A 13,841-nucleotide genomic window follows, 5' to 3' on the forward strand; every position below is an offset into this window, starting at 1 on the left:
TGCATAATATTTACTTAATGTTATAAATTAGTTACTACTCATAGAGTCCCTTGACTATCCAAATTTTGATTAAATTTTTCTTAAGATGGTATGAATTCCTATTTCATAGAAAAGTCTTTGAAAGTCTGTTGGACAAAAGATGATTTGCCTTCTATAATGAGAGTTATCGAAAGGAGCGTGAGTTCATGAAAGAAACCACTCTAAAAAAAGCTCGTAAAGTACAATCCATTAAGTCCGAAATCATCGGTGAAGTACTTAATGCAGTCACTCACGGCATCGGTGTCGCCTTAGCGATTACTGCTCTTGTACTTCTCTTAATGAAGGCAGTAGCAGTCAATAACACCACTCAAATTATTGCATTTAGTGTTTATGGCGCTTCGCTTATCTTGTTATTTCTAGCATCGACACTCTACCATAGTTTTAAATTTACAAAAGCAGCAAAAGTATTTCAACGGATTGATCACTCTTCCATTTACTTATTAATCGCCGGGACCTATACTCCGTTCTGCTTGATTGGAATCGGAGGTCAACAAGGATTAACCTTCTGTATTGCTATCTGGGCCTTCGCGATTGGGGGCGTCATTATTGAAGCATTCTTCTTAGAGAAATTCTCTAAAATTTCAGTATTTCTCTATTTAGCAATGGGATGGGTATCCATTTTCACATTGAAGCCTTTATATGAAAGCATGGGCTGGGGCGGCATCCTCTATCTCTTCCTTGGAGGATTGAGCTACTCTCTTGGTACAATCTTTTACAAACGGAAATATCATAATTTCTATCATGTCATCTGGCATCTATTCGTACTAGCTGGAGCGGTTTTTATGTTCCTAGCAGTGTTCAAATATTTATAATTAAACGCAAAAAAATCTCTTAGATTACTCTAAGAGATTTTTTCGTTTGTTTTCAATTAGCATTGAATGTCATTTTTACATGAACCAGTTTCAACATATTCTTTTAAGTTTTCAAAACTTGTTTCAACCATGTTTAATACTGCTTCATCAGTGTAACTACCCATATGAGGTGTTAATAATACTCGTGGGTATAATTCAACTAATTTACGAATAGCTGGATTTTTGATTTCTTGACCACGTAAGTCTTTGAAGAATACTTCGCTTTCTCCTTCTAATACGTCTAAACCAACACCACGTAAGTGACCAGATTCTAAAGCTTCGATAATAGCATCGATATCTTGTAATTCACCACGAGCAGTGTTTACTAAGATAGCACCTGGTTTCATTTTGCTGATGAATTCTTTAGTGATTACTTTTCCGTTTGCAGGAATGTATGGAGCGTGAATTGAAATCACGTCTGATTTCGCTAATAACTCATCTAAAGGTACTTGAGTACAGATATGGTCAACGCCTTCTTTAGGGAAAGCATCGTATGCTAATACGTTAGCACCTAAACCTTTGAATAATGTAGCTGTTGTTAAACCGATACGTCCGATACCAACAACCCCTACAGTACAGTTACGGATTTCTTTAGCAAACATTTGAGTGTCTACAGTGAAATCTTGTTGACTTGTTTTGGCTGCAGTGTACGCAACGTTACGTAATAATGTCATTGCTAATGTTACAGCTAATTCACTAATTGCGTTTGGAGAATAGAAAGGAACGTAACCTAATTTCATTCCTAATGATTTTGCGTATTCAGCATCGATGTGGTTTACACCAACAGTACGAGTTAATACGTACTCTACTCCTAATTCTTTGTAGATATCTAAAGTTTCTTTGTTTGCCCAGCAGTTACCACGTAAGATAACAGCTTTGAAACCTTCTGCTTTACGAGCAGTTTCTTCAGAATTTAAGTATTCTGGAATACATGTTAATTCGTATCCAAATTTTTTGTTTACTTGTTCGAAAATTGGTAATTCAACTTCACGAACACCATATGCTAAAACTTTCATTTTACATCCTCCATTTTATATAAATTGAAAAGTAGACCGAGAAACGATCTACTTTTATGATTTAACCTACTCCAGGGAAAATAACAGATCCAACAACAATCCAGAAGACGATTGCGAATACTGCTAATACAGTTCCTAGTAATGAAGCATTACTTGCAAGTGCTGCCTCTTTATCGTATTTGATAGCGTAAGCCACTGCAACTGTTGCTGGTGGTGTAGCTAACATAATAAGAATACCTTTTGAAGCTTCAGGAGCCATTGGTAAGAATGGGCTAACTGCAAAGATAATTCCAACGAATACTGCAGGAACTAAGATTAATTTAACAATGCTGTAGTACCAAACCATCTTATCTTTAACGGCTTCACCTAAAGAAATGTTTCCTAAAGTGATACCGATTGCTAACCATGCAAGTGGTGAGCTTAAGTCAGCTAAGTAAGTAATAGCTTTGAATAACCATGGAGCTGTCTTATCGATACGTAAGAAAGCGTACATAACTTCTTTAGTTTCTTCACCAACTTTAACTTGAACAGCTACTTGTGGTAATGAAGATTGGAAGATCCAGATTAATAATCCGGCAAATGTTGCGATAACGATGACATTACCGAAAATCATTTTGAAGTTTTTCTTCTCGAATTTTAATCCGCTCATACGAATTAATCCGTAAGAATATAAGAACACACGGTAAGCTAAGTTGAAGATGTTAGCATATAAAATACCAGCTGCTCCTAATAAACCGTTAATAATTGGAATACCAAAGAAAGTTGTTGAACCGAATGTTGTTAATACTGATAAAGTAGTTTTACGGTCACCTTTCTCCTTAATAAAGAATAATTCTCCTAAAAGAATTAAAATTACATAAGCGATAAAGCCAAAAATAAACACGTTTAAACCAGTTGTGAATGTTTTGTCGTTAATGTCAACCATGAAGGCTTTGAACGCTAACGCAGGAAGCGCAACTGAAAGTAAAACGTTAGATAAAACTTTACCACTGTTTGCATCAACAATATTTTTCTTGCGGATGAGATAACCCACTAAGATAATAGAGATTGTTGAGAAGATAGCAGACACGAATGCTGGTGCTGTTAAAATCTTAACGATATTTTCCATTGGATAGATATCCCCTTTTCTTTTAATTTATTTTATGCATTTAAAATGCCATAAGATATGATACCATATTCTTTAAGAAATGTTTAACAATATCCCCTATTTTCAAAAAGTTTCATTCTGATTTTCATCAATCAAAAACGATTGGAAAACGTTATTTCCAAGAAACTTCCCTTGGTGAGTTAGAACGTACCCATCAGAAGTTGTTGTGAGCAACCCTTCTTCTATCAACTCCTGAATCACTTCTGAGTATATTTCATCCATAGAATTTCCAAATCTTTCCATAAATTCAATCTTTGATACACCTGAAAACTTTCTTAAACCTAAGAACATAAATTCCTCGATGAGTTGTTTTTTTGTTAACAATGTCTCTGAAAAAATTGGCAATTTGCCCTCTCTTAACGGTGCAAGATAATGTTGAATAGGACCATTGTTTTGATAACGAACACCATTCACATAACCATGAGCCCCTGCACCAAAGGCAAAGTACTCATCTGCTTTCCAATAATGGAGGTTATGTCTCGATTCATATCCAGGAACAGCATAATTACTAATTTCATAATGATGTCTGCCAAACTCTTCCATTGTTTTCATGGCGAGTTCAAACATATCAGCTTCTTCATCCTGCGTCGGCAACGGAAGTTTCCCTTGTCTCATTAGATTATAGAAAACAGTCTTCTGCTCTAAAATAAGGGAGTAAATGGAATAATGAGGCAAGTCTAGCGCCATCGCCATTTTTAAACTCTCTTCAAAATCTGCAATCGTTTGTTTTGGAAGTCTGAAAATTAAATCGATACTCATGTTCTCAAATCCGACTTTTCGAGCGTTTTCAATAGTTCGAATTGCCGTTTCTTTAGTATGTTTACGACCAATGGCTTTCAGTAAATCATTATTGAAGGTTTGGACTCCCATACTAAGCCGATTCACTCCACCCTCCTTCATGACCGAGAGAAGTTCAGGTGTGCCGTCATCTGGATTGAGTTCCATTGTGAACTCTGCACCCTTTTGAAGCGGTAAATATTCATGAATGCCATCTAAAAGCCGTTCCATTTGTTGTGGATTTAATGAAGACGGCGTTCCACCACCAACATATAATGTTTCAAGCGGCTGAATATTATATTTTTGTTTAGTCAGTTCCATTTCGCGAATCAGTAATTCAATATACTCATCGACTGGTTGCCCTTCAATAAAGACTTTATTGAAATCGCAGTAATAACAAATATGCGAACAAAAAGGGATATGAATATATGCAGCTTTTGGTGACATTATTCATCTCCCTCCTTTCTAAAAAATGGCTCCCTCTTGAACCTTAATATCTTCATCATGTAAATAATCACGGATTGTCTCAATCGCAATCTGTAAAGCTTTTGTGCTCTTATCAAGCGATAGAGACGGTTTATCCGTCGTTTGCTCTGGAATAAACGGAATATGCATAAATCCTGCTTTAAATGGCTTAACAGCCTTTGTCGCAGCAAATAACGCTTGGTACATAATGTGGTTACACACAAATGTTCCAGCAGTATTTGAAACTTCCGCTGGAATTCCCGCTTCACGAATCGCTTTTACAATTCGTTTGATCGGTAAAGTTGTAAAGTACGCTGCTTCACCTTTTTCTTGAATCGCTTCATCGATTGGTTGTTGACAGCTATTGTCTGGAATTCTCGCATCATCTACGTTAATCGCGATACGCTCCATTGTAATCCCAGGTCTTCCACCTGCTTGGCCAACACTTAAGACCGCATCTGGTTTCACATCATTAATGACTTCATTCAAGCGGATAGCTGATTCCTTAAATACAGTTGGTAATTCTACGCGAAAGAGTTCCACTCCCTCGATTTCTGGAAGAGCTTTGACACATTCAATCGATGGATTAATCTTTTCCCCTCCAAAAGGGTCAAATCCTGTCACAATAATTTTCATAGCATCCCTCTATTTCGGTTTATTATTTCTTAGCGCTTCAACCTTTAATGGGTCAGGCGTAATATACGTGTTTTGCTGCCCTTCGTATACTACAAATCCTGGTTTAGCGCCATTTGGTTTACGAATTTTCGATACTTGAACATAATCCACAGGAACCGTCCCGGAAAGTCGATATTTCGAGTAGTATGCCGCAAGCATCGCACCTTCACCAATTGTTTCTTCAGCTGGGTCACTGGATTCGATAATGACGTGCGATCCTGGAATATTTTGCGCATGAAGCCATAAGTATTCCTTCTTCGCTTGTCTGAGTGTCAATTGGTCATTTTGTAAATTGTTACGTCCGACAAGGATACGAGTCCCATCAGTTGCGTAGAACACATGTGGTTTTGCGCCACCTTGTTTCTTAATACCTTTTTTCAACGCAGAACGTTTTAAGTAGCCACTCTCAACAAGTTCTTCACGAATCGCTTCTAAGTTAAATACATCCGCTTCTTCAATTTGGTAAATAACACTCTCGAGGTAGTCCATTTCATTCTTCGTTGCTTTTTGTTGCTCATGTATATGCGTTACTGCATTTCTAAGTTTTTGGTATTTTTTAAAATACGCCTGGGCATTTTGAGAAGCCGTTAATAATGGATTTAATGGAATCGTCACTTCTTCATAATCCGCGTAGAAGTTTTGAACCGTTACACTAATTGCACCTTTTTCAATCTGGTGTTGGTATGTGTTAATCAAGTCTCCATATACGCGATAATGATCTGCATCTTCTGTTCTAGCTAAGTCTTCATCGAGTTTTACCATTTTCTCACGGTTCTTTCGAAGTTCAGATTTCAACATTTGTAACAGGTGCCCTGCTAATTGCTGAATCTTCTCTTCTTGAATCTTCTGTACATAGTATGCACTTAGTAATTCAGATAGGGTCTCAAAACTTTGGGATTCACCCGTCTTACTCAAATACGGAAACGGTAAAAAGTACGTCTTCCCATCCTCTGCTTTTGTAAGTGTAGGCTGAATTGCCGTATTCCCTTCTTCGAGATAGTGATGCAAGGCCTCGGCTAAGCTTTGGCCCTCTCTCTCACTACGTTCCACAATTTCATGAGCTGACTGTTTACTAATCCCTTGAAAGACATTCATCAACGTTCTTTCACCAGGTTCTCCAATAAATGGATGAAGTAAACTATCTAATTCAAAGAGCGAATACTCAAAAGGATTTTTCTTCTGCGTTTGAGGTGGCATCACATAGCTTGCACCTGGTTGTAAGGTACGATAACTATTCTGCCCAAGAGAAACACGCTTCACACAATCGATAATCGTGTTGTCTTCTTGATTCACTAGAAATAGATTACTATGACGTCCCATCATCTCAATGGTAAAACGATACCCCGCCTTATCCCCAAGCTCATCACGTGTAGAAACATCCAAATGTAAAATACGGTCATTTTCTACTTGAGTGAACGATTGAATAATAGCCCCTTCTAAATACTTACGAAGAATCATACAAAAGTTAGGAGCAACTTCTGGATTCTCTGGTTTCTCAGAAATAAATTGTACACGAGCCATCATTGGGTGTGCCGAACAAACAAGTAAGTAGTTCTTACGGTTGGCACGAATGGTGAATTGTACATCGTATGGTAATGGTTGATGAATCTTTGTAATACGTCCTCCAACTAATTGAGGCGCCACTTCGTCCATCATCCATTTGGTGAAAATACCATCAAATGTCATGAACTCACTCCTTTCTTTTTACTGTTAAAAATTATAGCGCTGCTAAACGAGCGATTTCGATAATTACTTGTGTTGCTTTATCCATTGATTCCACAGCAACATATTCATAGCGTCCATGCATGTTTTCTCCACCAGCAAAAATGTTTGGTGTTGGTAATCCCATGAATGAAATCTTAGAACCGTCTGTACCACCACGGATTGGTTTAATAATTGGAACGATATCTAAGTTTTCTAATGCTTGTTTTGCCACATCCACACAACGGAAATCTTTCTCGATGATTTCAGCCATGTTGTAGTATTCGTCGTGTAAATCAACAGTAATACGGTCTGTATCCAATTCTTTATTCATACGAGAAGCGATACGTAGCATCATGTCTTTCTTCGCATTGAATAATTCACGGCTGTGGTCACGTAAAATGTAGACTAATTTAGCTTCTTCTACAACCCCTTCAGCTGCTACTAAGTGGTAGAAACCTTCGCGTCCTGTCGTATGTTCTGGAACTTCGAACTCAGGAAGTGCGTTTTGGAACTTACGAGCTAATTCAAGTGCGCTGACCATTGTATCTTTCGCTGTACCAGGGTGAACGTTCTTACCTTGGATACGAACGGTTGCACGACAAGCGTTGAAGCTTTCGTACTCTAATTCGCCAACAGGCCCGCCGTCCATTGTATAAGCATAATCACATGCAAATTGGTCAACGTCGAATAAATCAGCTCCACGTCCGATTTCTTCATCTGGACCAAAAGCTACGCGAATTTTTCCGTGTTTGATTTCAGGATGCTGTAATAAATAAGCACCTGCTGTAACAATTTCTGTCACACCAGACTTATCATCAGCACCTAGTAAAGTTTTACCATTTGTTGTGATTAATGTTTGGCCAACATAATTCTTTAAGTTCGGGAAGTCTTTTGGATCTAATACGAATTTTCCTTCTTCGTCAAGGACGATTGCTTCACCATTATAGTTTTCGTGAATTTGTGGTTGAATATTTCTTGCTTCAAAGTCAGCTGTGTCCACGTGAGCAATGAACCCAATTGTTGGAACTTCATGGTCAACGTTTGATGGGATTGTTGCTGTTAGGAAGCTGTTTTTAGGATTCAAGTAAACTTCTTGGAATCCTAATTCATTTAATTCTTGTTCTAAGTCCTTTAAAAACGCTGTTTGAGAAGGCGTTGTTGGGACTGTTTGACTTGTTTCGTCAGATCTTGTTTCTTTCTTTACGTAACGGATAAAACGTTTTGTTAATTCTTTATGCATTTTCTTCACCTGCTTTATAAAATTCAAATGGATCTGTAAAAGTTTCACTTTCAATCACTGTTACATCCCAGTTGTTTTCTTCTTTCCATTCACGAGCCCATTTGGCTAATTGTTTTCGACATACAACTTCGATATGATGCCCAGCATCCACTAGGAATAATGAAGTCTCTTCTATATCATGCGCTGTATGGTAGAAAATATCACCTGTTACAAAGGCATCTGCACCATTTTTCAGTGCATCCATGTAGTAATTTCCACCAGAACCACCCATTACAGCAACTCTTGAAATGAGTCCATCTGGATTCACACGAGAAGGAACATAGCGGAGTCCCTTCAACTTGAAACGCTCAGTAACAAAATTGATAAATTCTTCCCCAGTCATTTCTTTTGGAAGATTTCCAACTCGACCAAATCCTAATGTTTTGCCTGCTTTCTTCAATGAGAAGACGTCGATTGCTGGTTCTTCATATGGATGTGCACCTCTTAAGGAGCGTAAAACATCACTTAATACCTCTTCCGAGCAAACAACTTCTAATTTCACTTCCTCTACGAATTCCTGCTGATTCAATGAACCAATAGCAGGATTCGCGCCATCAACTGGTGTAAATTGTCCAATACCAGAACTTTGGAATGCACATTCTTTATAGTTATCACCGATTGTCCCAGCACCTGCTTCAAACATCGCTTCTAAAACTTTCTTTGCGTCATTTTTAGGAACATAAGTAACAACTTTGACGGAAGGAATCGTCGTAGTTGGAGACATCACCGTTACATCAGTTAATAACAATTCCTCTGCCAACCAATCATTCACTCCACCTTCTACCACATCAAGGTTAGTATGTGCTGCGTACACCGCAATATCATGCTTCAAAATTTGCTGGAACATTTTGTTTTGTGGAACGGTTAAATCAAATAATGCCACCGGTCTGAAAATAGGTGGATGATGCGCGATAATTAAGTCAACGTTATTAGCAATCGCTTCTTCTATGACACTTGGACGAATATCCAGCGTTGTCATGATTACTTTCACTTCTTGATTCCAATCTCCAAAATGTAGTCCAATTGGATCTTTTGGGACCGAAAGACTCTTGGGCACGCGTTTTTCAAAACGACTTACCACATCTCTAACTGTTGGCACGATCAATCACTCCTTGCAATTCATTAAATGCTTTTTCAAACTGCTCAACTTTTTCATGTTGAGGAGTCTTACTCTTTTGTAATTGTTCCAATATCTCTTTGTTTTTACGGTTCATTCGAGTCCACTTTGCAACAGATAATTCTGTTGGTTCTTTTAATAAAATAGGACCGTATTTTAATTCGAGTTCTGTATATTCTAAACGTTCATTTACTGGTTCAGCGACAATAATTTCATACAAACGATGATTATCTTCAACTACCGTCTCATAAGTAATGCGGTACGAATGCTTCATTAACCATTCACGTACGAAATGCTCTGCGACGTTCGGTTGAAGAATGAGTCTTTCACGACCATTTAGATGACTCCCACTGTATCCAGCTTCAAGAATCCTAGAAATGAGTTCTCCACCCATTCCACAAATCGTGACTGCCGTAATTTCATCTTCTTTTGAAAGAATCTGTAGTCCGTCACCAAGGCGAACTTCAATACGGTCTTCCATTCGATAATCACGAACCGTTTGTTTAGCAGATAAGAATGGTCCTTCCACGACTTCTCCTGCGATTGCGCAACTGATTTGGTCGTTTTGGATTAAGTACACTGGTAAATACGCATGGTCACTACCAACATCGCATACCTTAGAACCATTCGGAACAAAACTAGCGACACGAGTTAATCGTTCTCCTAATTCAATCATTTTATACCTCTACATTCTTTTTCACTACGAAATAAACAACACTTTCACACCAATGCTCTTTAAATAAGCAACAGTTTCTAGATCTGCTGTGTGGTCTGTAATTAAATGAGTAATCATATTACAGTCAGCAGTATGAAAATTCGAATCACGACCAACCTTAAACCCTTCAGTGACGATAATGCGGTGTCCTGTAGTACGTTCTAAAATCACACGATTCACAGCTGTTTCTGGAAGTGCGTATGTTGAAATACCATTCTTACTAATTCCTCCAACGCCTAAGAAACAAATGTCTGCACGAGCTTTTGAAAATGAGTTAATCGCAAAATCCCCAACAAGAGATTTTTTCTGTTCGAAAATTTCCCCACCACTAATCACAACGGATGCTTTCGTAGATGGTTTTTTGAAGATAGAACGACCATTATTCGTTAAAATCGTTACATTTGCATCCGCTAGAAAATTTAATAATAAAAAGGCAGTAGAGCCTGAGTTAATAAAGACCATATTATGATCTCGTACTAATCCCGCGGCTCTTCTTGCGATGTTTTTTTTCATGGAATTATATTGAATTTGTTCCACATTTTCTCTTTTTATTTTCCCAGCAAGATACCGGGCGCCTCCATAGAAGCGCTCGATAACTCCTTGATCTTCAAATTGTTGCAAATCTCTTCGAATGGTGATTTCAGAAACTTCTAACTCTTTTGATAAGTCTTCTACAGACATCTCATGATTTTCTTGTAATAGTTGTAGGATACGTTGTTGTCGTTTAAACACAACTCCTTTACTACTCTTCAAAGTTTCTTCCTCCTTTTAACATTCCATTCAGGTTTTATTTAATTTTTAATGAAAGCTCATCTAATTGTTTTTCTGACACTTCACTTGGAGCTTGTGTCATTGGGTCAACAGCTGAGCTATTCTTTGGAAACGCGATGACTTCACGGATGTTGTCTTCACCAGCTAGTAACATTACTAAACGGTCTAAACCAAGCGCGATTCCTCCATGTGGTGGGAATCCGTAATCTAGGGCATCTAACAAGAATCCGAATTGACTTTCGGCAGATTCTTTTGTAAATCCTAAAACTTTGAACATCGCTTCTTGCATGTCGCGACGATAAATACGTAATGAACCTCCACCTAATTCATAACCGTTTAATACGATATCGTAGGCTTGTGCTTTCGCAGAGGCCGGATCATCGATTAACGCTTGGAAATCTTCGTTCACTGGACGAGTGAATGGGTGGTGCATTGCTACATAACGGTCTTCTTCAGCGTCATGCTCTAATAATGGCCAATCAACAACCCATAAGAAGTTAAATTTAGTATTATCGATTAAATCATGTTTCTTACCGAAGTGTAAACGTAATTCAGATAATGATTGTGCAACCACTGATGGTTTGTCAGCACAGAAGAACACGATATCTCCTACTTCAGCGTTGATACGTTCACGGAAAGCAACTTCTTGGTTCACGATGAATTTCGCGATTGGTCCTTTTAGGCCGTCTTCTTCAACTTTAATCCATGCTAACCCTTTAGCACCAAATTTCGCTACAAAGTCCGCTAAGCTATCTGCATCTTTACGAGAATACTCTGAAGCTAGACCTTTTAAGTTAAGAACTTTCACTTCGCCTCCGTTTGCAACACATGAACTGAATACTTTAAGGTCTGAATCTTTCATAATGTCACTCACGTCGATTAACTCTAAATCAAAACGAGTATCAGGTTTATCGTTACCATAACGAGCCATCGCTTCAGCAAATGAGATACGTGGGAATGGAGTTTGAACATCCACATCCAATGTGTCTTTCATGACTTTCTTCAATAAGCCTTCCATCATTTCTTGAATTTCTTCAGCGGATAGGAAACTTGTTTCGATATCGACTTGTGTAAATTCTGGTTGACGGTCTCCACGTAAGTCTTCGTCACGGAAGCAACGAACGATTTGGTAGTAACGGTCTAATCCAGCACCCATCAACAATTGTTTAAATGTTTGTGGTGATTGAGGTAAAGCGTAGAAGCTTCCTTCGTGAACACGTGAAGGTACTAAGTAGTCACGTGCTCCTTCTGGTGTAGATTTAGCCAAAATTGGAGTTTCAACGTCGATGTATCCTTCACCATCTAAATATTCACGAATTGAACGAGTAGCTTTATGACGTAAGCGTAAGTTTTCTAATACTGGGCGACGACGAATATCTAAGTAACGATATTTCAAACGTAATTCTTCTGATGCTTTTTGTTCATCATCGATATAGATTGGAGAAGTTTTTGCTTGAGAGAACACTTCTACTTCATCGACTAATAATTCAAATTCACCCGTTTTAAGGTTTGGGTTTTCTAAGCCTTCACCACGATACGCCACTTCACCAGTGACTTGAATCACGTATTCAGAACGTAATTTTTCAGCGATTTCAAACGCTTCTTGGTTACGTGCTGGGTTAAAGACCACTTGCATAATGCCTTCACGGTCACGTAAGTCGATAAAGATAACTCCGCCATGGTCACGACGTTTTGCCACCCAACCATCTAATGTCACTGTTTGTCCTACTAATTTTTCACTTATTAATCCACAGTATTCTGTTCTTCTTTTCATATCCATCCCTCTTTCTATTTACCAAAGTACTCGTCAATGGCTGTTGTATCCATTGTGATTTGACGATAAATGCTATCGAAATCTTCATAGAGTTCTTGTAAATTAATTTTTACTTCTTTACCAGTTTTCATTACTTTCACTGGTACTTGTTTTGTTTCTAATTCTTCTTCACCTAGCGTGATAACCACTTTAGCGCCATATTTTTGAGCGTTCTTGAATTGTGGTTTTGCTTTACGTCCGAAGAAATCACGGTCTACTGAGTACCCTTGTTGACGAAGTGAAATAGAAAGTTTTAATACTTCCTCCTCTGTTTCTTCACCAAGACCAACAACATACACATCTAGTTCCTGTAATTCAGGAACTTCAACTTGTTCGTCTTTCATTAATAACACAAGACGTTCGATTCCAAGACCAAATCCAAATCCTGGAGTTTCAGGTCCGTCGAGTTCTTGTACAAGACCATCATAACGTCCACCACCACAAATCGTCGTTTTAGCACCGAATGATTTAGAATCTGTCATGATTTCAAAAATTGTATCTTGATAGTAATCGAGTCCACGTACCATTGTTTCATCGATTTCAAATGGAATCTCTAATGCGTTTAAGTATTGTTGTACTTTTTCAAAGTGAGTGCGTGCTTCGTCTGATAAGAATTCTAAGATGCGTGGTGCATTTTTAACAATTTCAATATCACGTTTGTCTTTACTATCTAATACACGTAATGGATTTTTGTGAAGACGATTTTTTGAATCTTCACTAAGTTCATCTGCAAATGGTTCTAAGTAACTAATTAACGCTTCACGGTATTTAATACGGTCCGCTGTTTTACCTAGTGAGTTAATCACTAAGCGCATATTTGATAATCCGAGTTCTTTTAATAAATCCCAAGCCATCGCGATCGTTTCTACGTCTGTAGCAGGATTTGTAGAACCAAACACCTCAACTCCTAATTGGTGGAATTGACGAAGACGTCCTGATTGTGGACGCTCATAACGGAACATTGGAGCCATATAATACACTTTATAAGGTTTCTTATGCTCTGGTCCGTATAATTTATTTTCTACATAAGCACGAACAATCGCTGCAGTTCCTTCTGGACGAAGTGTAATGTGACGATCTCCTTTATCGTAGAAATCATACATCTCTTTTGAAACGATATCACTCGTATCCCCAACACCACGGCTAAATAAATCGTAGCTTTCAAACATTGGTGTACGCATTTCTTCAAATTGATAATCGCCTAAAATGATGCGTGCTGTTTCTTCGATATAGTGCCAAATTTTGAGTTCTTCAGGTAATAAATCGGCTGTCCCTTTTGGTTTTTGAATCATATGAATCATCCTTTCTTTCGATAAAAATAAAAAAATCCCAACTTCAATAGAAGTCAGGACGAAATTTTCGTGGTACCACCTTAGTTCGGAAAGAGCTCTTTCCCTCTTAATGATAACGGAATTACCGGAATAACTTTGCATTATTCTCCTCAAGAGTGTCTTTCCTTGTACGATTAGAAG

General features: G+C 38.1%; 12 protein-coding genes. 1 reads left to right on the forward strand and 11 read right to left on the reverse strand.

The genetic code is table 11. The annotated features are described in order from the left end of the window. Nucleotides 1-185 precede the first annotated feature (185 nt). Entirely contained in the window at nucleotides 186-851 is a 666-nt protein-coding gene (locus O3793_RS00955) for a hemolysin III family protein (protein WP_371444914.1), read from the forward strand. Between the two features lie 56 nt (nucleotides 852-907). Here the strand turns inward: O3793_RS00955 and O3793_RS00960 are convergent, their stop codons facing one another. The 11 genes from O3793_RS00960 to hisS all read right to left on the reverse strand — a co-directional run bounded on the left by O3793_RS00960 (nucleotide 908) and on the right by hisS (nucleotide 13,661). Next, complete coding sequence (locus O3793_RS00960; protein WP_371444916.1) at nucleotides 908-1,906, reverse strand: 2-hydroxyacid dehydrogenase; 999 nt, start codon at nucleotides 1,904-1,906, stop codon at nucleotides 908-910. A 61-nt stretch (nucleotides 1,907-1,967) separates the two neighbouring features. Next, on the reverse strand, nucleotides 1,968-3,014 hold the full coding sequence (locus O3793_RS00965) for an AEC family transporter (RefSeq protein WP_371444918.1): 1,047 nt from the start codon (nucleotides 3,012-3,014) through the stop codon (nucleotides 1,968-1,970). Between the two features lie 102 nt (nucleotides 3,015-3,116). Beyond that, nucleotides 3,117-4,277 (reverse strand): radical SAM family heme chaperone HemW, encoded by a 1,161-nt coding sequence (hemW, locus tag O3793_RS00970; RefSeq protein WP_371444920.1) that lies wholly within the window; start codon nucleotides 4,275-4,277, stop codon nucleotides 3,117-3,119. Nucleotides 4,278-4,295: 18 nt separating this feature from the next. Next, on the reverse strand, nucleotides 4,296-4,931 hold the full coding sequence (gene pcp / locus O3793_RS00975; RefSeq protein ID WP_371444921.1) for a pyroglutamyl-peptidase I: 636 nt from the start codon (nucleotides 4,929-4,931) through the stop codon (nucleotides 4,296-4,298). Between the two features lie 9 nt (nucleotides 4,932-4,940). Further along, a complete protein-coding gene (locus O3793_RS00980) occupies nucleotides 4,941-6,656 on the reverse strand; it encodes an NFACT RNA binding domain-containing protein (RefSeq protein ID WP_371444922.1) in 1,716 nt (571 codons plus the stop codon). A gap of 31 nt (nucleotides 6,657-6,687) precedes the next feature. Next, the gene (pepT, locus tag O3793_RS00985; RefSeq protein WP_371444924.1) at nucleotides 6,688-7,914 is read right to left on the reverse strand and encodes a peptidase T; all 1,227 of its coding nucleotides are present in this window, start codon (nucleotides 7,912-7,914) and stop codon (nucleotides 6,688-6,690) included. Beyond that, nucleotides 7,907-9,052 carry a Nif3-like dinuclear metal center hexameric protein gene (locus O3793_RS00990; RefSeq protein ID WP_371444926.1) on the reverse strand — a complete coding sequence of 382 codons (1,146 nt, stop codon included), beginning with the start codon at nucleotides 9,050-9,052 and terminating at the stop codon, nucleotides 7,907-7,909. Before O3793_RS00990 ends, pepT begins: the two co-directional genes overlap by 8 nt. Then, entirely contained in the window at nucleotides 9,039-9,746 is a 708-nt protein-coding gene (locus O3793_RS00995) for a tRNA (adenine(22)-N(1))-methyltransferase TrmK (protein ID WP_371444928.1), read from the reverse strand. Before O3793_RS00995 ends, O3793_RS00990 begins: the two co-directional genes overlap by 14 nt. A 24-nt stretch (nucleotides 9,747-9,770) precedes the next feature. Next, the gene (locus O3793_RS01000; protein WP_371444930.1) at nucleotides 9,771-10,538 is read right to left on the reverse strand and encodes a DeoR/GlpR family DNA-binding transcription regulator; all 768 of its coding nucleotides are present in this window, start codon (nucleotides 10,536-10,538) and stop codon (nucleotides 9,771-9,773) included. Between the two features lie 34 nt (nucleotides 10,539-10,572). Further along, complete coding sequence (gene aspS, locus O3793_RS01005) at nucleotides 10,573-12,330, reverse strand: aspartate--tRNA ligase (RefSeq protein WP_371444932.1); 1,758 nt, start codon at nucleotides 12,328-12,330, stop codon at nucleotides 10,573-10,575. Between the two features lie 14 nt (nucleotides 12,331-12,344). Then, on the reverse strand, nucleotides 12,345-13,661 hold the full coding sequence (gene hisS, locus O3793_RS01010; protein ID WP_371444934.1) for a histidine--tRNA ligase: 1,317 nt from the start codon (nucleotides 13,659-13,661) through the stop codon (nucleotides 12,345-12,347). Nucleotides 13,662-13,841: the final 180 nt, after the last annotated feature.

Origin of the sequence: Granulicatella sp. 20925_1_28, from assembly GCF_041433575.1 — a bacterium.
Classification (GTDB): Bacteria; Bacillota; Bacilli; order Lactobacillales; family Aerococcaceae; genus Granulicatella.